Below are 22,010 nucleotides of genomic sequence, written 5' to 3'. Positions count from 1 at the left end.
GTAAAAAAGCCCGACTCTTTCGAATCGGGCTTTCTTGTATTTGGAGCCTGGTAATGTCCTACTTTCACATAACAAATGCTACACTATCATCGGCGCTGTTTCGTTTCACTACTGAGTTCGGCATGGGGTCAGGTGGGTCCAAAACGCTATTGTCACCAAGCAAATTTGGGTGTCAGTCCGTATCGCTACGCACTAACTAAAATTTGGAATTTCTGATAATAAAGTCTTCTAGTATCTACTTTAGTCTATTAACTTCTTCGCTTGTTTCACTATCACATAAAACGCGTTTGGCGTTGTATGGTTAAGCCTCACGGGTAATTAGTACAAGTTAGCTTAATGGCTCACACCACTTCCACATCTTGCCTATCAACGTTGTAGTCTTCAACGGCCCTTCAGAGACTTTAAAAGTCTAGTGAGAACTCATCTCGAGGCCTGCTTCGCGCTTAGATGCTTTCAGCGCTTATCAGTTCCGAACGTAGCTACCGGGCAATGCCATTGGCATGACAACCCGAACACCAGCGGTTCGTTCACTCCGGTCCTCTCGTACTAGGAGCAACCCCTCTCAATTCTCAAACGCCCACGGCAGATAGGGACCGAACTGTCTCACGACGTTCTAAACCCAGCTCGCGTACCACTTTAAATGGCGAACAGCCATACCCTTGGGACCGACTTCAGCCCCAGGATGTGATGAGCCGACATCGAGGTGCCAAACACCGCCGTCGATATGAACTCTTGGGCGGTATCAGCCTGTTATCCCCGGAGTACCTTTTATCCGTTGAGCGATGGCCCTTCCATTCAGAACCACCGGATCACTATGACCTACTTTCGTACCTGCTCGACGTGTCTGTCTCGCAGTTAAGCTGGCTTCTACCATTACACTAACCGTACGATGTCCGACCGTACTTAGCCAACCTTCGTGCTCCTCCGTTACTCTTTGGGAGGAGACCGCCCCAGTCAAACTACCCACCAGGCACTGTCCGTAACCCCGATTCAGGGGCCAACGTTAGAACATCAAAACTACAAGGGTGGTATTTCAAGGACGACTCCACAAAAACTAGCGTCTCTGCTTCTAAGTCTCCCACCTATCCTACACATGTAGGTTCAATGTTCAGTGCCAAGCTGTAGTAAAGGTTCACGGGGTCTTTCCGTCTAGCCGCGGGTACACAGCATCTTCACTGCGATTTCAATTTCACTGAGTCTCGGGTGGAGACAGCGTGGCCATGGTTACACCATTCGTGCAGGTCGGAACTTACCCGACAAGGAATTTCGCTACCTTAGGACCGTTATAGTTACGGCCGCCGTTTACCGGGGCTTCGATCAAGAGCTTCTCCGAAGATAACCCCATCAATTAACCTTCCGGCACCGGGCAGGTGTCACACCGTATACGTCATCTTGCGATTTTGCACAGTGCTGTGTTTTTAATAAACAGTCCCAGCCACCTGGTCACTGCGGCTCCAATCAGCTTAGAGAGCAAGTCTCATCACCAATCGGAGCGTACCTTCTCCCGAAGTTACGGTACGATTTTGCCTAGTTCCTTCACCCGAGTTCTCTCAAGCGCCTTAGTATTCTCTACCTGACCACCTGTGTCGGTTTGGGGTACGATTCGGTATAATCTGAAGCTTAGAGGCTTTTCCTGGAAGTATGGCATCAGCAACTTCATCACCTTGGTGACTCGTCTCGTGTCTCAGCCTAACAGCAACCCGGATTTACCTAAGTCACTAGCCTACACACTTTCACATGGACTACCATCGCCATGCTTGCTTAGCCTGCTCCGTCCCCCCATCGCAATTATACCAAGTACGGAAATATTAATCCGTTTCCCATCGACTACGCCTTTCGGCCTCGCCTTAGGGGTCGACTTACCCTACCCTGATTAACATGGGATAGGAACCCTTGGTCTTCCGGCGTGCGGGTTTTTCACCCGCATTATCGTTACTCATGTCAGCATTCGCACTTCTGATACGTCCAGCATACCTCCCGGTACACCTTCAACCGCTTACAGAACGCTCCCCTACCACTCAGAATAAATTCTGAATCCGCAGCTTCGGTGCATAGTTTAGCCCCGTTACATCTTCCGCGCAGACCGACTCGACCAGTGAGCTATTACGCTTTCTTTAAAGGATGGCTGCTTCTAAGCCAACCTCCTGGCTGTCTGGGCCTTTCCACATCGTTTCCCACTTAACTATGACTTTGGGACCTTAGCTGGCGGTCTGGGTTGTTTCCCTCTTCACGACGGACGTTAGCACCCGCCGTGTGTCTCCCGGATATTACTTTACGGTATTCGGAGTTTGCAAAGGGTTGGTAAGTCGGGATGACCCCCTAGCCTTAACAGTGCTCTACCCCCGTAAGTATTCGTCCGAGGCTCTACCTAAATAGATTTCGGGGAGAACCAGCTATCTCCCGGTTTGATTAGCCTTTCACTCCTAACCACAGGTCATCCCCTAACTTTTCAACGTTAGTGGGTTCGGTCCTCCAGTTGATGTTACTCAACCTTCAACCTGCCCATGGCTAGATCACCGGGTTTCGGGTCTATACCTTGCAACTATTCGCCCAGTTAAGACTCGGTTTCCCTACGGCTACCCTAATCGGTTAACCTCGCTACAAAATATAAGTCGCTGACCCATTATACAAAAGGTACGCAGTCACCCTCGAAGGGCTCCTACTGCTTGTACGTACACGGTTTCAGGTTCTATTTCACTCCCCTCACAGGGGTTCTTTTCGCCTTTCCCTCACGGTACTGGTTCACTATCGGTCAGTTGGGAGTATTTAGCCTTAGATGATGGTCCACCTATATTCAGTCAAAGTTTCACGTGCTCCGACCTACTCGATTTCACTTAAAATGCGTTTTCATGTACGGGACTATCACCCTGTATCGTGGCACTTTCCAGAGCCTTCCATTAACACATAATAAGCTTAAGGGCTGTTCCGATTTCGCTCGCCGCTACTATCGGAATCTCGGTTGATTTCTTTTCCTACGGGTACTTAGATGTTTCAGTTCTCCGCGTTCGCCTCGTTAACCTATGTATTCAGTTAACGATACCTGCAAGCAGGTGGGTTTCCCCATTCGGAAATCCTAGTCTCAAGTGCTTTTTACTAGCTTGACTAGGCTTATCGCAAGTTAATACGTCCTTCATCGCCTCCAACTGCCAAGGCATCCACCGTGTACGCTTAGTCACTTAACCATACAACCCAAACGGGTCTTTGTTTTGTGACAGTTTAACTTCGCCAGAAGTTAATATTGAATACTAAAGTAGATACCAATTAATCCGAGGATTAAATGGCACTGAATGATACTGCTATCATTCTTTTTTACTTTTGAAAACTCTGTACAAATACAATGTATTCATACGAATTTTATTATCAGCTTTTCCAAATTTTTAAAGAGCATATTAATTAGTTAACCCAAAGGGTAAAACTAACTAACAATCATCTGTGTGGACACTACGAACAAATAAGTTCTAAATCGTATAAGGAGGTGATCCAGCCCCAGGTTCCCCTAGGGCTACCTTGTTACGACTTCACCCCAGTCATGAATCACTCCGTGGTAAACGTCCTCCCGAGGGTTAGACTATCTACTTCTGGAGCAACCCACTCCCATGGTGTGACGGGCGGTGTGTACAAGGCCCGGGAACGTATTCACCGCGTCATTCTGATACGCGATTACTAGCGATTCCGACTTCATGGAGTCGAGTTGCAGACTCCAATCCGGACTACGACGCACTTTAAGTGATTCGCTTACCTTCGCAGGTTCGCAGCACTCTGTATGCGCCATTGTAGCACGTGTGTAGCCCTACACGTAAGGGCCATGATGACTTGACGTCGTCCCCACCTTCCTCCGGTTTATCACCGGCAGTCTCCTTAGAGTTCTCAGCATTACCTGCTAGCAACTAAGGATAGGGGTTGCGCTCGTTGCGGGACTTAACCCAACATCTCACAACACGAGCTGACGACAGCCATGCAGCACCTGTATCAGAGTTCCCGAAGGCACCAAACCATCTCTGGTAAGTTCTCTGTATGTCAAGTGTAGGTAAGGTTCTTCGCGTTGCATCGAATTAAACCACATGCTCCACCGCTTGTGCGGGCCCCCGTCAATTCATTTGAGTTTTAACCTTGCGGCCGTACTCCCCAGGCGGTCTACTTAATGCGTTAGCTTTGAAAAACAGAACCGAGGTTCCGAGCTTCTAGTAGACATCGTTTACGGCGTGGACTACCAGGGTATCTAATCCTGTTTGCTCCCCACGCTTTCGTACATGAGCGTCAGTGTTGACCCAGGTGGCTGCCTTCGCCATCGGTATTCCTTCAGATCTCTACGCATTTCACCGCTACACCTGAAATTCTACCACCCTCTATCACACTCTAGTTTGCCAGTTCGAAATGCAGTTCCCAGGTTGAGCCCGGGGCTTTCACATCTCGCTTAACAAACCGCCTGCGTACGCTTTACGCCCAGTAATTCCGATTAACGCTCGCACCCTCCGTATTACCGCGGCTGCTGGCACGGAGTTAGCCGGTGCTTCTTCTGTCAGTAACGTCACAGCTAGCAGGTATTAACTACTAACCTTTCCTCCTGACTGAAAGTGCTTTACAACCCGAAGGCCTTCTTCACACACGCGGCATGGCTGCATCAGGCTTGCGCCCATTGTGCAATATTCCCCACTGCTGCCTCCCGTAGGAGTCTGGGCCGTGTCTCAGTCCCAGTGTGGCTGATCATCCTCTCAAACCAGCTAGGGATCGTCGCCTTGGTGAGCCATTACCTCACCAACTAGCTAATCCCACTTGGGCCAATCTAAAGGCGAGAGCCGAAGCCCCCTTTGGTCCGTAGACATTATGCGGTATTAGCAGTCGTTTCCAACTGTTGTCCCCCACCTCAAGGCATGTTCCCAAGCATTACTCACCCGTCCGCCGCTCGTCAGCAAAGTAGCAAGCTACTCTCTGTTACCGCTCGACTTGCATGTGTTAGGCCTGCCGCCAGCGTTCAATCTGAGCCATGATCAAACTCTTCAATTAAAAAGTTTTATGTCTTTCGACAGCTCAATGAATTCTGAATTTATTTAATATCTTTCGATATTGAATTGACTGTGCTGCAATTCCTACCTAAGTAGTTATTGCTGTTGGTCACTCAGTTTCAATTGAGACTCTAAATTTGTTTGCCTCACTACCTAAGTAGCTTGGCTGTTAGAACTCAATCTGTACGAGTGCCCACACAGATGATTGCTTTATATTGTTAAAGAACGTTGCGACGTTGTCGCTAGGGATGCGTATAATACATCCTTTATTTTTCGAGTCAACACTTAATTTTAAACTTTCTTACGATGATTTAAACTCAAGTTTTATTTAACTCTCTGAGCAGTTCGTGCCTCGCTATGCGTTGGCGTTCCCCGTCTCAGTGGGGTCGCATTATAGGGAGAACAGATTTTTACGCAAGTACTTTTTTAAAGAAAAACTAAAAAAACACACTGTTCGGTTAGTATCTGAGCGAAAGCAGGTGAAACTGGTAGTTTTATAATCAATATAGGCTTTGCTGGCACTAAAATAAGCGCTACTGTTACACTAATACTCTTAATATGTTTAATTTAAAGGTGCATATATGGCAATACGTTCTTATAAAGGAATCACTCCTGCGTTTAATGAATCTGTTTATGTAGACGAGTCGTCTGTATTAGTCGGTGATATCACTATAGGTGATGATAGCAGTGTATGGCCGTTAGTTGCTGCCCGCGGTGATGTTAACCATATTCGTATTGGTCAACGTACTAATATACAAGATGGCAGCGTTTTACACTTATCAAGAGCAACAAAGAATAATCCAGACGGCTACCCACTTATTATTGGTGATGATGTAACCGTTGGTCATAAGGTAATGCTACATGGCTGCGTATTAGGTAATCGCATACTTGTGGGTATGGGCGCTATTATTATGGATAATGTGATTGTAGAAGATGAGGTAATTATTGGTGGCGGTGCTTTAGTGCCCCCTAATAAGCGTTTAGAGTCTGGTTTTTTATATGTAGGTAGCCCAGCAAAACAAGCTCGCCCATTAACAGAGCAAGAGCTGAGCTTTTTAAAAGTGTCTGCTGATAATTATGTTCAGCTAAAAGATGAATACTTAGCTGAAGACGCTAGTTAATTTAACTAACTAGACTCACTTCTATTTGACCTGCCGAGTTATAGCATTCATCTTCAATAAGCTGCTCGGCACGTTCTTCATAATCAAAACGGTATTGCTCAAAATAACGCGTTGCATGACTCTCATCGGCTAAATTTAAACTACTGACAGCAATCACACACTCAACTAGCATGCCACTTACTTGTGCAAAAAAAACTAATTGATGAGTTGGCTCTCTAAATTCGAGTCGATCTATAAACTGTATTGCTTGATTCATTTAAGCACTCCCTGCTTTAGTGCAGTAATAACAGGAACAATCTCAGGCATTTTATTTCGCCATACATAATAAGCTTGTGCGGCTTGGCCTACTAGCATACCACTGCCATCTAATAGCTTAGCTGCTTTATTGTGTTCGCTGACCCAATTCATGAATAGCGTATTTTGCGTGGCGTAAAACATATCATAAGCCATTTCACATGTGCTTAAGTGCTTTTCGCTTAACGCAGGTAATTCGTTATTCATGCTGCTCGAAGTTGAGTTAATAACTAAATGATAATCAGTAAAAGGAAGGTCGTCAAAACCATACCCCGAAACATTGCCATGCCCAGTGAAGAGTTTTGCCAATGTTTGGGCTTTGTGTGCTGTGCGATTAACAATAACTATCTCTGCGGGATTTTGCTCTAGTAAAGGTAAGATAACTCCTCGAGCAGCGCCACCCGCACCAATGATCAACAGGCGTTTACCTGTTATCGTTATTTTATTGGTCAGTAAGTCGTTAACAAAACCAGTGCCATCAGTGTTATCACCGAGTAAACTGCCATCATCGCGCTTTTTAAGGGTGTTCACTGCGCCTGCCAGTTTAGCAACTGGGGTGAGTTCATTGGCTAAAGCAAAAGCCTGCTCTTTAAAAGGAACAGTGACATTGGCGCCTTTTCCCCCTTGCTCAAAAAAAGCAGCGACTGTTTTTTCAAATCCATCGATAGGTGCTAATATTGCGCGATAGTCGATTTGCTCTCCCAATGATTTTGCAAACTGCTGATGAATAATGGGAGATTTTGAATGTTTGATTGGATTTCCAAAAACCGCATATTTGTCCATTTTAAACAACCTCTTCGCAGTTTTAGTACTGCCTATTAACGATGATAAAATTATGATTAAAAGACTCTTTTCAAGATCAAAGCCGTCTACAACTACGCAAGCACCTACGCCAGATAAAACCCCGTATGAAATCATTGGTGGAGAAGCCCCCACGCGTGCAATTGCTAATAGATTCTACGATATAATGGCCAGTGATGAATACGCTAAATCGTTATATGATATGCATCCTCAACCATTAGACAGAATTCGCCAAGTATTTTTTGAGTTTTTATCCGGTTGGCTTGGTGGGCCTGACCTATTTGTAGAAAAACACGGCCACCCGATGCTGCGTAAACGCCATATGCCGTTCCCTATTGATCAAGACTTACGTGATCAGTGGATGTATTGCATGAATAAGACCTTAGATATAGAAATAGATAACCCTGTGTTACGCGAAGGCTTACGTCAATCACTGGCTCAGCTTGCCAGCCATATGATTAACCAGCATTAACCTACCTCGTTCTTTAATTGGGGATTATTTGCGCTAAGTCAAAATCCGCTTTTCTAAAATATAGATAATACCCTATCAAATAATTAGAAAAGCGTGGCGCGTGTGAAATCAATCCAACATAAAATTTATGCTTTATTAGCTCTAACTGGCGTTATTGTATTAATAGCTAGTATTTTTAGTAGTGCTAGCCAACAGCGCACGCTCGCCCAAGATACGGTGGCAGAAAACATTAAACTGCTTGCCGATAATTATTTTGACTCAATAAACACCATGATGCTAACCGGTACTATGGCTAATCGAGAATTATTGAGCCAAAAGCTACGCAAACACCCTAATATAGAAGATGCTCATATTATTCGCTCCGATATAGTTAATAAACTGTATGGGGCCGGAAATAAAAACCAAACAGCAAGTAATAACAACGAACGCGAAGCACTAAAGGGTAAAGAAAGCTTATTTATAGAGCAAAACACCGATAGCCGCAGTATGACCTACCTACGCCCTATGTATGCTAGCTCTGATTATAAAGGTACTAACTGTTTAGGCTGCCACCAAGCGCAAGAAGGCGATGTACTAGGCGTGGTAAAAATTAGTTACTCCTTAGCTGATATTGATAATGAGGTAACTTACAACACCTTAGTAACCACCAGCCTACTTTCTACTATTTTTATTATTGCCTTTGTGCTGCTAGGTATAGTGTTTAGAAAAATATTTATAGTGCGCCTTAAAAAGCTCGGCCATGCAATGCACTTAGCCACTACCAATAAAGATTTAACCTTACGCATTGAAGATAACGCCGAAGATGAACTCGGCTGGCTTGCCACCAGCTTTAACCAAATGATTGCTACGTTTAAAGATAATATTGCTCAGGTATCTCACTCTTCAAAAGTACTTATTCATTCAGCAGAGAAAATTTATACCTCGGCCGATACCACTGAGCGCGCTATTTTAGAACAAAAGAAAAGTACCGATTCGGTGGCCGCAGCAATTAATGAACTAGAAAGCTCATCCAATGAAGTAAGAAACACCACTCATTTTGCTCAAGAAAAATCTGAGAACAGTAATGAACTAGCACAACAAAGCATGCAGGTTGCAGAGCAAACCGAACTCAGTATTAATCAGTTAGCAGAAGATGTACGCCAAGCGGCAGATCAAGTGAGACAACTGCAAGAGCAAACGCTTGAGGTGGGAAAAGTACTTGAGGTGATCAGCAGTATCGCCGAGCAAACAAATTTATTAGCGCTTAATGCTGCCATTGAAGCTGCCCGTGCAGGTGAAGCTGGCCGAGGCTTTGCCGTTGTTGCTGATGAAGTACGTACTTTAGCAACTCGAACTCATGCCTCTACCGATGAAATACGCCGTACTATAGATAAGTTGCAGTCCGAAGCCGCGCAAACCGTTAAAACCATGGGTGAGTCCTGTGCAGAGGCAGACGAAAGAGCGCAACAAGTACAACAAGTTGCACAAGCTTTAAAAGATATTTCAGGGCAAATGAATGAAATAAATGAGCTCAATATACAAATAGCCGATGCAACAGAGCAACAAAACCAAGCTGCTGAAGAAATAAATATAAGTGTTGTTGGTATTAGCGATAACGCCGAGCAATCATTAGTGGATGCCGATGAAAATCAAAAAGTCAGTGAAGAGTTACTCAATTTAGCTCGTTCGTTAGATGAGCAGGTACGCAGTTTTAAACTTAAACAATAATTTTAAAAGCCAGTCAATAAGTAGCTTATTGACTGGCATATCATTCTTAGCCCAGTGCTAACCAATCTCGAGGCTTTAAGAAATCTTTATATAGTAATGCCTCTGCGCTGTCTCCGGCTGGGGTATAGTTATACTCCCAACGGGCTAAAGGTGGCATCGACATTAAAATAGATTCCGTACGGCCACCGCTTTGTAAACCAAACAATGTGCCACGGTCCCAGACTAAATTAAACTCAACATAACGACCACGGCGGTATAATTGGAAGTCGCGCTGCTGCTCGGTGTACTCATCGTTTTTACGACGTTCAATAATAGGAACGTAAGCATCTAAAAAGCCATTACCCACCGATTGCATAAATGCAAAGCTTTGCTCAAAACCTAACTCATTTAAATCGTCAAAAAATAAGCCGCCTACGCCGCGGGTTTCATCACGATGTTTTAAATAAAAGTATTCGTCACACCATTTTTTATATTTTGGATAAACATCATCGCCAAATGGCTGACACACATCGTGCGCAACTTGGTGCCAATGCACTACATCTTCAAGTACAGGGTAAAACGGGGTTAAATCAAAACCACCACCAAACCACCAAATCGGTTCTTCACCTTCTTTTTCGGCAATAAAAAAGCGTACATTGGCATGGCTTGTTGGTATATGTGGGTTTTTAGGATGAATCACTAACGATACACCACACGCATGAAAACTACGTCCTGCAAGTTCAGGTCTATGTGCAGTCGCAGAGCCCGGCATAGAGGCACCAAATACATGAGAGTAATTAACTCCGCCTTGCTCAATCACATTACCATTGGTGATAACGCGAGTACGACCACCGCCGCCCTCTTCTCGCTGCCAGCTGTCTTCAACAAATTGTGCTTTCCCATCTGCTGCTTCTAAGCCTTGGCAAATGGTATCTTGCAAAGCCATAAAGTAGGCTTTTACTTGTTTTAATAATTCGCTTTGCATAGTTAACCTCTGAATATATTGCCTGTTGTGGCATCTTTAATGGTGCTTGGTTGTGTATTACCACCTAATGGTTCATCAACATAAAAACTAACCTGCTCTGCAAACTGCTGCTGCGCCTCAACAATACTTGTTACCGTTGCTTGACCAGTTAAATTTGCACTTGTTGATACCAATGGTTTACCAAACTCTTGGCATAAACGTTTAACTGTAGGATGGTTAGTTACTCTCACTGCAATAGTATCAAATTGCCCTGTTAACCACTTCGGCGTGGTTTTAGCAGCAGGCATGACCCAAGTAATAGCACCAGGCCAACTTGAAAAAATATCAGCGCGTTTGTCCATGGGCAACTTAGCGTCATCCACGTACTTTAATAATTGCCCGTAATTGTCAGCAATTAAAATAAGCCCTTTTTCAACTGGGCGTTGTTTAATATCAAGTAAACGTTCCACCGCCTGTTGATTGTCAGGATCGCAACCTAAGCCATAAACAGCTTCAGTTGGGTATAAAATAACATCGCCGTTTTCTAAGCTTGTTATTGCAGCAGATAAAGAAGAAAGGTCAGACAAAATTGTCTCCAGAGATATTTATGTTATTCAGTGGCAGCAAACTTATGCATACAGCTTTTTTGTGGGCATTGTAACACAACACCACTCGCGGCTTTTTTCTCAGTAACAACTGGCCAGTCACATACAGGACACGCTTGAGCTACAGGTTTATGATTAAGCGTATATTTACAGCTTGGGTAACAGTCGCAGGAATAGAATACTTTACCAAACTTATTACTGCGTGAAACTAAATGCCCTTTTTTACATTTAGGGCAACTAATCACAGGCTCTTCACTTGGCGTATCGTCATGCTCACTGGCAATATAATGACATTCAGGGTAACCGGTACAGCCAATAAACATACCGTAGCGGCCATTTTTCACCACCAGCGGCTTGCTACACTCTGGACACTCGCTGTCCTCAAGTACTTTTATTTCATTGCTATCATGATGGGCAAGCGGGCGAATAAAATCGCACTTTGGGTAACTAGCGCAGCCTAAAAAAGGCCCCGACTTACTATTACGAATGACGAGTTCTGAACCACATTGCGGGCATATCTCATATTCTTTTTCTAGGGCGTGTTTATTGGCCGAGAAAAGTGAATGATCGATTTTACTCATGTAAATCCTAGTGGTTGGTGAATTTTCGCCTAATATACCCAAAACCCTTAAAGATACAAGCTATGGCGGTCGGTTTGTTAACGCTGAAAATAATAAAACACGCAATAATGGTTAATGTAACACTTCGCTAGGCTCATCAAAAATAAGATCTTCCATTTGCTCATACGCCTGCTGAGAATCAGGGGCATTAAATAACACCATCAAAATTAACCATTTTAAATCTTCTAAAGTAATGGCTGAATTATCAAGCGCCGCCAAACGATCCATCACCATTTCACGAGTGGTGCTATTAATAACGCCGGTTTGTTCAACAAACATTAAAAAGCCACGGCATTCAGTATCAAGAACGCGACACTCACTATCGGTAAAGATTCGCACTGCATGCTGCTCAGTGGCTAATAAATAAGGCGACTCATTACTATATTGTAATGCGGCAAGTTGATCTAACCAGTCAATAGCTTTGTTTATTTCCGGCTTGTTAAACCCAGCGCGCAGTAGCTCATCAGTAAGCTTACTTTGCTCAACAAAAACATCGCTTTCGCTGTGAACATAGTTTTCAAATAAATACATAAGAATATCAAACATATTATCCTCCAGCGCTTAATTTAATATAGCCGTCTAATACTCGCTCAATTTGATCGTCTAACTCTAAATCAAGCAATCGCGCTTGTACTTTATCAATTGGCCACTGCACTCGACGCATAATATCGTCCACACTGGTCACCTCAAACCCAATACTATTAAGTACCTCGCAATCTGAGGTTACAGCATCAGTTAACTCTTTATAGTTTAGACCAGAAGGGTATGAAAAGTTCATCTCATCAAGGATATCTGCGACGTTATCAACCAGCTTAGCACCTTGCTTAATTAAAAAGTGGCTAGCTTGTGCAAGCGGATTTTTAATTGAACCGGGTACCGCAAAAACTTCTTTATTTTGTTCAAGCGCGTAACGTACCGTAATTAATGAGCCGCTTTTAATTTCGGCTTCAACAATTAAAACGCCTAAAGAGAGCCCTGAAATAATACGATTGCGCCGTGGAAAGTTGTGCGCATTGGCAGCCGTACCAGGCAAAAACTCACTAACCAATAAGCCTGTTGCTAATACTTGCTCTGTGAGTAACTTATGGCGTTTAGGATAGTAAATATCAACGCCTGTCCCTAGCACTGCAATGGTTTTACCATTTCCTGACAATGCCCCTTTATGGGCAGCGCCGTCAATGCCACGCGCCATACCAGAGGTTACTGTTATGCCAGCAAGCGTTAGCTGATGCGCAAACTCAGCAGCAATTTCAAGCCCCGTAGTCGTTGCGTTTCGACTGCCAACAATGGCTATTTGCGGCGAAGCCAGCAAGCTGATATCTCCTTTACAAAAAAGTAATAATGGCGCACTAGCTATTTGTTTGAGGTATTCTGGGTAGGTGGTATCAAAAATACTAATAACAATAATATTTTGTTGGCTGATCAACTGCTCATAATGTGCAACTTGCTGCCAGTTCGTGTTAAGCAAATTGCTAGCTTGGTGAGCCGTTAAACCCAACGTAACCAACTCACTTTGCGATAAAGAAAACAGCGATACTAAGCTGTATTGTTTAGACAGGGCTAAGAGCGTTTTAATCCCTAACCCCTTGCATAAGTAAAAGGCAAGCCAATGATTTAACTTGCCACACGATTGCTCCATGTTCCCTCCTAGAACACCGACTCGCTACTTAATGAATAACTGCTAAATCTCCAATGCGAATTGGGTACTGATTTTTAGTGATAAGTGCATAACTAACTTTGTCATACACTTTAAAAATAATCATTTCACCAACTTTTTCTGCTGGCATTTTCCACGTAATGCTATCTTCGTCGCTCTCTGAGCCAAACAACTCGCTAGTAGCGGATACTAGTTTTTCTAAACGACTTGAGTCTTCTGTATAACGCGGACCTCGAGCGCCATCAATTACTTTAGGTGATTGACGTTCAATATCAATTACATGACCTACTTCAACTTGTTGTTCAGAGCCTAAGTTTAGCACCACCACATCCATCGTGCTAAATTCTCTCACTTCACGGGGAGAGGCAATTACATGACCCTGCAGCGGCTGGGTAGGACGATGCATATTAAAGTACACCGGCAGCATCTGTCCTTCCATCGCGGGTAATAAAAAATCACCTTGCTTGATTTCGCGCTTAACTGATTCAACTCTGACTGAGGCAGGTTCACCATTAGCCGCATCACCAGCTCTAAAAGCGCGAGCCATACCCACATAAGATGCTCTACTCGCTAGCTTTTCACCTGTTTTAGGATCGGTGTAAGGCGCCCCTTTATGGTAAATAGCATAAGCCTGGTTGCGCTTTAAGTTACCTTTAACATATAAAATATGATCGATTGTTTGGGTTTTGGTATTTTCGTTTGCACCCAAAATGTAGGGTTTTTCTTTTATCGTATCGCTGTTTATCGCTTGTTCAAACGACAAATACGGTTTAATCAACTCAAGCGGTAACGTGGTGATAGCGTCTTTCCCTTTAGGGGTAATACGCCCCATAGGTGATAGCTTTCTATACGCTTTATTAATCACTAAACGCGGATTACCGTCTGCATCGTAAATTAATGCTAACGCATCGCCCGGGTAAATAAGATGAGGGTTGTCTATTTGCGGGTTCATTTGCCATAACTCAGGCCAAAGCCACGGCTCGTTTAAATATATCGCTGAGATATCCCAAAGCGTGTCACCTTTTTTTACAACGTATTGTTTAGGAGCGTCTTTTTTTATAGTTAGTACATCTGCTAGAACAGGAAAAGCAGCACCTAATGCAAGTATTATTGCAATGAATGGAGATTTCATTGAGCTTCCTCATAGTGTTTTTTCATTATTATTAATCAAAACCTGTTAAAGGGGAACGTGAATGGCTAAAATAAGAACATACGATACCCTAAATTTAAGCATAAGTGTAAAAGGTAACTATGGCTAGGTTAGAAGTTTTAAGATTTCCAGATGAACGTTTACGTACAATCGCAAAAGAAGTAACTGTTGTTGACGACCAAGTACGTGAAATCGTCAAAGATATGCTAGAAACTATGTACGATGAAAATGGTATTGGACTTGCTGCTACGCAAGTTGATATTCATCAACGTATTGTGGTGATTGATGTATCAGAAGAGCGCGATGAACCGCTAGTACTTATCAATCCACAAATTATCAAAAAAGATGGCTCTACCGTGAGCGAAGAAGGCTGTTTATCAGTTCCTCACTCGTACGCAAAAGTTGATCGCGCAGAAACCGTCACCGTGGCTGCACTCAACGAAGAAGGTAAAGAGTTTATTCTTGATGCCGACGAATTATTAGCGATTTGTATTCAGCATGAGCTTGATCACCTTCAAGGTAAATTATTTATTGATTATTTATCTCCATTAAAGCGCCAACGCATCCGTAAAAAGCTTGAAAAAGAAGCGAAGTTTGCAGCGCAATAATAAGCACTTTAGTAAATAATTAGGAAACTCAGTGACACAACCATTACGCATTATATTTGCCGGTACGCCGGACTTTGCTGCACGCCATCTGCAAGCACTCATCAATAGTGAACACCAAATTGTGGGCGTTTACAGTCAACCAGATCGTCCAGCGGGTCGCGGAAAAAAGCTAAAAGCCAGTGAAGTAAAAGCGCTTGCACTAGAACATGACCTCCCTGTTTTTCAGCCGCAATCTCTCAAAACAGATGAAGCACTTGAGGAATTAAACAGCCTCAATGCCGATATTATGATTGTGGTTGCCTATGGTTTAATTTTACCTAAAGCCATTTTAGATGCCCCGCGTTTAGGGTGTTTAAATGTGCATGGTTCTATTTTACCTCGCTGGCGTGGTGCCGCACCTATTCAACGTGCTATTTGGGCAGGCGATCAGCAAACTGGTGTAACGATAATGCAAATGGATGAAGGGCTAGATACCGGCGATATGCTGCATATTAGCCGCTGCCCTATTGATAATACTGAAACCAGTGCCAGCTTATACACTAAGCTTGCTGAACTCGGGCCTGATGCATTAATCGATACCATAAATCGTTTAGCCAACGGGGAAATAACGCCTGAACCACAAAACGATACCGATGCCAATTACGCTAAAAAACTCTCAAAAGACGAAGCCAACATTGATTGGTCTATGGATGCCGAGCAAATCGAGCGTAACATTCGTGCCTTTAACCCATGGCCAGTATGCTTTACCCAAATGAGTGGTAATACGGTAAAAATATACCAAGCAAATGTGGTTGAACAATCAGGCGCAGCTGGCACTGTCTTAGCAAGTGATAAAAACGGTATCGTTGTGGCTTGTGGTAAACACGCTTTATCTATTGGCGAATTACAACCACAAGGCAAAAAGCCAATGGCAATTAATGATTTTTTAAACGGTCGTAGCGATTGGGTCACACCCGGCACTGTATTAGGCGAAAATAATGAGTAATGTAAGCAATGTCAGAGCGCTAGCCGCTGAAACTTTATATAACGTGGTTGATAAAGGCGCATCGCTTAATCAAGAACTTCCTTTCGCTAGCCAAGGCCTATCACCTAAAGATAAAGCCTTACTGCAGCAAATTTGCTACGGAGTATTACGTTACTTACCTAGCCTAGAAAATTATTGCCAGCATCTAGTCGAGCAACCGCTTAAAGGCAAACGTCGTATTTTCCAGTTTTTATTGTATGTGGGCATTTACCAACTACAACACATGCGTGTACCGCCGCATGCAGCAATTAGCGAAACGGTTAATGCGTTACAACAATTGCGCGCTCTTGGCTTAAAAGGGCTTATTAACGCCATTTTACGAAGCTTTCAACGTCAGCAAGTTGAGCTTGAAGAAAAAGCCAAACAAATTCCGGTATGTTTATACAACCATCCAAACTGGTTTATAAAGCAAGTAAAAGAAGCCTATCCAGATCACTGGGAAGACATTCTAGAAGCAAACCAACAGCAAGCGCCAATGTGGCTGCGAGTGAATCAATCGCAGTTTAGCACCCAAGAATATAGCGAAATGCTAACCGCTAACGATATTGAACATACTCTAAACCCTGATTTTATTGATGGCATTAAACTAAGCAAACCACGCGATGTGTTTTCACTTCCTGAGTTTGATACCGGTGCTTGTTCAGTACAAGATGCGGCAGCGCAGCTTGCAGCTCGCTACCTAGACCCACAAAATGGTGATGCAATACTTGATGCCTGTGCAGCGCCTGGTGGTAAAACCTGCCATATTTTAGAGCTTGCCGATGCAGATGTACTCGCGCTTGATAGCGATGCCACACGATTAGAACGTGTTAAACAAAACTTAGAACGAATTGGTTTGGGCGCCGACTTACAATGTGGTGATGCATCGCAACCTCACACTTGGTGGGATGAAGATCAGTTTGATCGTATTTTGTTAGATGTACCCTGCTCTGCAACGGGCGTAATTCGTCGTCATCCAGATATAAAATGGCTACGTCGCGCATCCGACATTAACGACTTATCGACCCTACAAGGCGATATACTCGATAGCATTTGGCCATTGTTAAAACCAGGCGGCACATTAGTGTATGCAACTTGCTCGGTACTTCCTCAAGAAAACCAACAACAAGTTGCTAAGTTTTTAGCTAATAACGACGATGTGGAGCATATTCCTCTGCACAGCGAAGACACAAAAACCACACCAGGCTTACAGCTGTTACCAGGTGAAAGTGACGGTTTTTACTACGCTAAATTAGTTAAAAAAGCCTAGTATTGCCACGCAACACATTTAACTACCTCGCTTTTGAGGTAGTTATTATTTTGATGTAATTAGTATTAATAATACGGGTACATAATGAAAATAATCATACTCGGTGCTGGGCAAGTTGGCGGCACACTCGCAGAAAACTTAGTGGGTGAACAAAACGAAATAACCGTAGTTGATATCGACGGTAACCGCTTGCGTGAACTGCAAGATAAATACGATTTACAAGGTGTTGCAGGCCACGGCGCCCACCCTGACGTGTTGAGTCGCGCAGGAGCTGAAGATGCCGATATGATTATCGCCGTAACCAGCTCAGATGAAGTAAACATGGTGGCATGCCAAGTTGCTTACAGTATTTTTAATACGCCAACCAAAATTGCTCGCATTCGCTCTGAGCAATATTTAAAATACCGCGAAAAACTCTTTCATAATGATGATTTACCTGTCGATCATTACATAGCCCCAGAAGCACTCGTAACTAAATATATTCGCCGTTTGATAGATTACCCTGGTGCATTACAGGTACTACAATTTGCCGACGGCATGCTCTCTTTAGTAGCTGTAAAAGCCTACTATGGCGGTTTATTAGTAGGCTACGCCTTATCTACACTTAAGCAACATATTCCTAATGTAGAAACCCGGGTAGCCGCTATTTATCGTCAAGGCAAGGCAATAAAACCGCAGGGTACCACCGTAATAGAAGCCGACGATGAAGTATTTTTTATTGCCGCCACCAAACATATTCGTGCGGTAATGAACGAGCTACAAAAACTGGAACGCTCGTACAAAAAAATTATGATAGCCGGTGGCGGTAATATTGGTGCAGGCCTAGCCCGTTCACTGGAAAGAAACCACAGCGTTAAATTATTAGAACGCAGTAAAGAGCGCGCAGAGCAACTCTCTGAAATGCTCGACAACACCGTGGTATTTTGTGGTGATGCGTCCGATCAAGAACTGCTCTCTGAAGAACACATTGAACAAGTTGATGTTTTTATTGCCGTTACTAACGATGATGAAGTGAATATTATGTCGGCCATGCTCGCAAAACGCATGGGGGCACAAAAAACCATGGTGCTTATTCAACGAGGTGCTTACGTTGATTTAGTACAGGGCGGCGAAATAGATATTGCTATTTCACCACAACAAGCGACTATTTCTGCGTTACTTACGCACGTGCGCCGAGGCGACATTGTAAACGTGTATTCACTGCGTAAAGGGGCTGCAGAAGCCATAGAGGCAGTTGCCCATGGTGATGAAAACACATCTAAAGTAGTGGGTCGCGCGATTGCAGATATTAAATTGCCAGCAGGTACCACAATAGGTGCAATTGTACGTAATGACGATGTACTAATTGCCCACGACGACACGATAATTCTATCAGGCGATCATGTAATTATGTTCTTAATTGATAAAAAGCACATTAACGTGGTTGAAAAGTTATTCCAAGTTAGCGCAATCTTTTTATAAGTAATCCCTCCTTTTTATTCACAACGTGCTTGTAAGTAAAAAGGAGAACGCTTAAATCTAAATGAAAATCATTATCAAAAGCATTTACTAATAAAGAAAAATCCATTAGTCTCTTCTTGCTCGATTATCAAGCAGCGACATCTACTGATGTGAAAAGTTAATTTCACGTTTTTAAATAAAAATGGATTTCAAATGATACACCTACTCTCAAAGAAAAATTCTCCCGTAACTCATTACACTCTGGTTGGTCTTTTATTTTCAGCAGTTTCAACTCAAACGCTCGCCCACACTAGCAAAGACATCGAAAGGTTAACCGTTATTGGAGAGCAAGCGAACGGCTATAAAGTTAATTCCATGAGCTCTGCAACAGGTCTTGAGCTATCACATTTGCAAACACCGCAATCAACGATAGCGATAACAAGCGATTTTATGGCAGACCAACAACTAAACACCGCAATTGAAGCTATAACCAGTGTAACAGGCATAAATGCTCGAGAAGCAGATAATGGCAAGTTTTCTATTTCAGCCCGAGGTATTAGTGTCACCAGCATACTTTATGATGGCATAGCAACCACCTATGACACCCGCTTTAATTATGGAGATAACCTAACCGATACCGCAATTTATGATCGTATCGAAATAGTTAGAGGAGCAACGGGGCTAATGCTGGGCGCAGGTAACCCTTCGGCAGCAATTAATTTGATACGTAAACGTCCAACTGCAAACACTCAAATAAATCTTACTGCTTCATTAGGCTCATGGGACAACTACCGTGCGATGGTGGATGTGTCGGGAAGCATAAATAATAGCGAAAGTATAAGAGGACGGGCTGTTGTTGCTTATCAAGATAGACACTCATATCAAGATCGCTTCTCGCAAACCAGTCAAACATTGTATGGCATTATTGAGGCAGATCTTTCTAACAGTACTTTATTGACTCTTGCTGTTGATAATCAATCGACAACTCCTAAAGGAACAATGTCAGGTGGTTTGCCTATTTTTTATAGTGATGGCTCCCGCACTGCTTATGACAGAGGTGCTTCAACGGCTCAAGATTGGGCCTCTTCTCGAACCGATGCACTTAATGCGTTTATTCGCCTAGAGCATTACTTTAACGCTAACTGGCAGCTAACCGCTAATTATGTCTATGGTGATAACGATCTAGATTATGATGTGTTTTGGGTAAAAGGAGAGCCCGATCCTATAAACAACACTGGAATGAAACCCGGTTCTATAAACTATATTGATGCAAACAGAACGCAGGATACCTATGAGGTCGAACTCAATGGTCGGTTTAATTGGCTGGGCCAAAGTCACCAACTGCTATTTGGTTATAATACCCAAGAGCAACAGTTTTCGACCCCTTATTATGCTAGTGAACAAAGTGACTATATTATCGGCGATTTCACTGACTCTAGTTATAGCATTGCAAAACCAAATTGGCAGTCAGAAGCGGCTTACGGCTCTTATGGCACAACTAAACAAGATGCACTTTATGTTGCTGCACAACTAAATATAACCGATGCCTTGTCTTTAGTTGTTGGAAGCCGGTTAAATCAATGGCAAACCAATCAAGATAATTTTGGTCGCATGCATGATTATAAAATAAGTGATGAACTAACTAATTATTTTGGAGCAACTTATGAACTAACACAGAGTTGGGCTTTGTATGCTAATTACACTGATATTTTTACACCACAAAGTCGAGTTGATAAAAATGGACATTATTTAAGCCCTATTGAAGGTAAGAATTATGAACTTGGCATAAAAGCTTCTGTACTTGATGAACGTTTAGACATATCCCTTTCTGGATTTAAAATTTATCAAGATAATGTAGGCGAGTACACGGGAGATACCATTGCAGAAACACTTCAGGCAATCTACAAGCCCATTGACGGCACATTAACTCAGGGCTACGAGCTAGAAATCAACGGAAAATTAACCGACAACTGGAACGCTTATTTTGGCTATACCCATAGTAAAGGCGAAAAACCGGATAATACGGTATTAAATACCACCAACCCAAAAGATCAATTTAAACTTTTTACTAGCTATCAACTCTCAGGTGCATTAGACAATCTAAAAGTGGGTGGTGGCTATCGCTGGCAAAGCAATAGCTATGATGAAGTTAACAACCCTGTTTATGGTGCTGTTGAGGTAAACCAGCCTAGTTATGGTATTGCCAGCCTAATGGCGAATTATCAAATGAATGAGCAATTATCTGTTAGCCTAAATATCGATAACTTATTTGATAAGCATTATTACAGTCAAATTGGGTTCTATAACCAATATCGTTATGGCAAGCCAAGAAGCTTCTCTTTCCAACTTAAATATAGTCTCTAACAAGCACAAAAAAGCCGCTGACTATTAAGCGGCTTTAGTGGAGTATGATGGGGTAATACTTATTGTACTCTTGCAAACTCTTCTTTAGAAAGTTCACCATTTCCGTCAGTATCTAAGTCATCAAAAATATTCATGAGTTGTTTATTAGACGCAGCTTCCTGCTGACTAATTACACCGTCGCCATTGCTATCAAAAGAGGCAAAGTCTACTGCTGCGTATGCCGCTGATGATGACGCTAATACTAAAATCGCAAGTGTTGTGTTTAATGCTTTCATAATAAGTCTCCTTAAAGAGGGAAATCCTTTTCTGAGATCCCTGTGCAATGAAAAAAGTTAAAAATTAAAAGTTTGCAAACTCAGCTTTAGAAAGCTCACCATTACCGTCAGTATCAAGCTCAGTAAATGCGGCCGTTAAATCAGCATTTACAGCAGCTTCGCTTTGACTAATAACCCCATTACCGTCGGCATCAATTGTGTCAAAGTCGCTAGCGGCAAAGGCTGCTGATGAAGAAGCTAGCGCGATAAGTGCGAATGTTTTGTGTAATGTTTTCATAATTTAATCCTTCAAAATGTAATGCTTTGTGCTATTGGAAATGTCAGGCTATAACCGTCCTTGTCATTCTTTTTCATAGGCTCCCTTGCCTACTTAGGTTGTCTTTGGCAACTCAGAATATACCCAGCTTTAGCTTATGCTTTAGAAAATTCTGCTTTTGATAGCTCACCGTTTTGGTCTGTATCAAGCTCTGAGAACATGCTCATTAGCTTTGCATCAACTGATGCTTCACTTTGGCTAATAGCACCGTTACCGTCGGTATCAAGTGTATCAAAATCGCTGGCAGCAAAAGCTGCTGATGAAGAAGCCAATGCGATAAGTGCGAATGTTTTGTGTAATGTTTTCATAATGAGTATTCCTTAAAATCGTTTAAATAATGTGGGAGATTTAGCTCCCAAAG

The 22,010-nt window shown here is 43.0% G+C and carries 19 protein-coding genes and 3 rRNA genes; 8 read left to right on the top strand and 14 right to left on the bottom strand.

Features of this window, described 5'->3' with window-relative positions; translation table 11 throughout:
- Window positions 1-45: 45 nt before the first annotated feature.
- The 3 genes from rrf to ACNSN3_RS15050 form a co-directional block, all read right to left on the bottom strand.
- A 5S ribosomal RNA gene (gene rrf, locus ACNSN3_RS15060) occupies window positions 46-160 on the bottom strand.
- Between the two features lie 137 nt (window positions 161-297).
- Window positions 298-3,182, bottom strand: a 23S ribosomal RNA gene (locus ACNSN3_RS15055).
- 286 nt (window positions 3,183-3,468) lie between these two features.
- Window positions 3,469-5,004 (bottom strand): 16S ribosomal RNA (locus tag ACNSN3_RS15050).
- The 16S, 23S and 5S rRNA genes sit together here, the layout of an rRNA operon.
- A 580-nt stretch (window positions 5,005-5,584) precedes the next feature.
- Here ACNSN3_RS15050 and ACNSN3_RS15045 point away from each other — a divergent pair.
- Complete coding sequence (locus ACNSN3_RS15045) at window positions 5,585-6,124, top strand: gamma carbonic anhydrase family protein (RefSeq protein ID WP_010392775.1); 540 nt, start codon at window positions 5,585-5,587, stop codon at window positions 6,122-6,124.
- Window position 6,125: 1 nt separating this feature from the next.
- Here the strand turns inward: ACNSN3_RS15045 and ACNSN3_RS15040 are convergent, their stop codons facing one another.
- Both ACNSN3_RS15040 and aroE read right to left on the bottom strand, forming a co-directional pair.
- Entirely contained in the window at window positions 6,126-6,380 is a 255-nt protein-coding gene (locus ACNSN3_RS15040) for a DUF1488 domain-containing protein (protein WP_075169462.1), read from the bottom strand.
- Window positions 6,377-7,201 carry a shikimate dehydrogenase gene (gene aroE, locus ACNSN3_RS15035; RefSeq protein ID WP_418607964.1) on the bottom strand — a complete coding sequence of 275 codons (825 nt, stop codon included), beginning with the start codon at window positions 7,199-7,201 and terminating at the stop codon, window positions 6,377-6,379. The genes ACNSN3_RS15040 and aroE overlap by 4 nt, the downstream gene beginning before the upstream one ends.
- Window positions 7,202-7,253: 52 nt before the next feature.
- On the opposite strand from aroE, the gene ACNSN3_RS15030 reads away from it, so the two are divergent.
- Together ACNSN3_RS15030 and ACNSN3_RS15025 are read left to right on the top strand one after the other, a co-directional pair.
- Window positions 7,254-7,691: a group II truncated hemoglobin gene (locus tag ACNSN3_RS15030; protein WP_418607962.1), complete on the top strand. Its 438-nt coding sequence runs from the start codon at window positions 7,254-7,256 to the stop codon at window positions 7,689-7,691.
- 102 nt (window positions 7,692-7,793) lie between these two features.
- A complete protein-coding gene (locus ACNSN3_RS15025) occupies window positions 7,794-9,398 on the top strand; it encodes a methyl-accepting chemotaxis protein (RefSeq protein ID WP_055013140.1) in 1,605 nt (534 codons plus the stop codon).
- Between the two features lie 46 nt (window positions 9,399-9,444).
- Here the strand turns inward: ACNSN3_RS15025 and hemF are convergent, their stop codons facing one another.
- The 6 genes from hemF to ACNSN3_RS14995 all read right to left on the bottom strand — a co-directional run bounded on the left by hemF (window position 9,445) and on the right by ACNSN3_RS14995 (window position 14,355).
- Window positions 9,445-10,362, bottom strand: a complete 918-nt coding sequence (gene hemF, locus ACNSN3_RS15020) for an oxygen-dependent coproporphyrinogen oxidase (protein WP_418607960.1) — start codon at window positions 10,360-10,362, stop codon at window positions 9,445-9,447.
- A gap of 2 nt (window positions 10,363-10,364) precedes the next feature.
- Window positions 10,365-10,928: an L-threonylcarbamoyladenylate synthase gene (locus tag ACNSN3_RS15015; RefSeq protein WP_008112915.1), complete on the bottom strand. Its 564-nt coding sequence runs from the start codon at window positions 10,926-10,928 to the stop codon at window positions 10,365-10,367.
- 23 nt (window positions 10,929-10,951) lie between these two features.
- Window positions 10,952-11,527, bottom strand: a complete 576-nt coding sequence (locus ACNSN3_RS15010) for a type I DNA topoisomerase (RefSeq protein WP_075169465.1) — start codon at window positions 11,525-11,527, stop codon at window positions 10,952-10,954.
- A 111-nt stretch (window positions 11,528-11,638) separates the two neighbouring features.
- Window positions 11,639-12,112 carry a DUF494 family protein gene (locus ACNSN3_RS15005; protein WP_010392756.1) on the bottom strand — a complete coding sequence of 158 codons (474 nt, stop codon included), beginning with the start codon at window positions 12,110-12,112 and terminating at the stop codon, window positions 11,639-11,641.
- Window position 12,113: 1 nt separating this feature from the next.
- The gene (gene dprA, locus ACNSN3_RS15000; RefSeq protein ID WP_418607957.1) at window positions 12,114-13,205 is read right to left on the bottom strand and encodes a DNA-processing protein DprA; all 1,092 of its coding nucleotides are present in this window, start codon (window positions 13,203-13,205) and stop codon (window positions 12,114-12,116) included.
- A gap of 28 nt (window positions 13,206-13,233) precedes the next feature.
- Window positions 13,234-14,355, bottom strand: a complete 1,122-nt coding sequence (locus ACNSN3_RS14995) for a LysM peptidoglycan-binding domain-containing protein (protein ID WP_055013143.1) — start codon at window positions 14,353-14,355, stop codon at window positions 13,234-13,236.
- Between the two features lie 119 nt (window positions 14,356-14,474).
- Between ACNSN3_RS14995 and def the strand changes: the two genes are divergently transcribed.
- From def to ACNSN3_RS14970, 5 genes are all read left to right on the top strand, one after another.
- Window positions 14,475-14,981: a peptide deformylase gene (gene def, locus ACNSN3_RS14990; RefSeq protein WP_008112927.1), complete on the top strand. Its 507-nt coding sequence runs from the start codon at window positions 14,475-14,477 to the stop codon at window positions 14,979-14,981.
- A gap of 31 nt (window positions 14,982-15,012) precedes the next feature.
- Window positions 15,013-15,966: a methionyl-tRNA formyltransferase gene (gene fmt / locus ACNSN3_RS14985; RefSeq protein ID WP_010392748.1), complete on the top strand. Its 954-nt coding sequence runs from the start codon at window positions 15,013-15,015 to the stop codon at window positions 15,964-15,966.
- Entirely contained in the window at window positions 15,959-17,254 is a 1,296-nt protein-coding gene (rsmB, locus tag ACNSN3_RS14980) for a 16S rRNA (cytosine(967)-C(5))-methyltransferase RsmB (protein WP_075169469.1), read from the top strand. Before fmt ends, rsmB begins: the two co-directional genes overlap by 8 nt.
- 84 nt (window positions 17,255-17,338) lie before the next feature.
- Window positions 17,339-18,715, top strand: coding sequence for a Trk system potassium transporter TrkA (gene trkA, locus ACNSN3_RS14975; RefSeq protein WP_054202928.1), 1,377 nt, complete (start codon window positions 17,339-17,341; stop codon window positions 18,713-18,715).
- A gap of 192 nt (window positions 18,716-18,907) precedes the next feature.
- A complete protein-coding gene (locus ACNSN3_RS14970) occupies window positions 18,908-21,058 on the top strand; it encodes a TonB-dependent siderophore receptor (RefSeq protein WP_418607953.1) in 2,151 nt (716 codons plus the stop codon).
- A gap of 59 nt (window positions 21,059-21,117) precedes the next feature.
- On the opposite strand, the gene ACNSN3_RS14965 is transcribed toward ACNSN3_RS14970, so the two are convergent.
- The 3 genes from ACNSN3_RS14965 to ACNSN3_RS14955 all read right to left on the bottom strand — a co-directional run bounded on the left by ACNSN3_RS14965 (window position 21,118) and on the right by ACNSN3_RS14955 (window position 21,957).
- Entirely contained in the window at window positions 21,118-21,333 is a 216-nt protein-coding gene (locus tag ACNSN3_RS14965) for an EF-hand domain-containing protein (protein WP_010392739.1), read from the bottom strand.
- 64 nt (window positions 21,334-21,397) lie between these two features.
- Window positions 21,398-21,610 carry an EF-hand domain-containing protein gene (locus ACNSN3_RS14960; RefSeq protein ID WP_036980747.1) on the bottom strand — a complete coding sequence of 71 codons (213 nt, stop codon included), beginning with the start codon at window positions 21,608-21,610 and terminating at the stop codon, window positions 21,398-21,400.
- Window positions 21,611-21,744: 134 nt separating this feature from the next.
- On the bottom strand, window positions 21,745-21,957 hold the full coding sequence (locus tag ACNSN3_RS14955) for an EF-hand domain-containing protein (RefSeq protein ID WP_008112939.1): 213 nt from the start codon (window positions 21,955-21,957) through the stop codon (window positions 21,745-21,747).
- Between the last annotated feature and the right edge of the window lie 53 nt (window positions 21,958-22,010).

This window comes from Pseudoalteromonas sp. US3C1004 (assembly GCF_048401065.1).
In the GTDB taxonomy this organism is placed as follows: domain Bacteria; phylum Pseudomonadota; class Gammaproteobacteria; order Enterobacterales; family Alteromonadaceae; genus Pseudoalteromonas; species Pseudoalteromonas undina.
The sequence above is the reverse complement of the archived record's forward strand: the minus strand, read 5'-3'. Positions and strand labels throughout refer to the sequence as shown.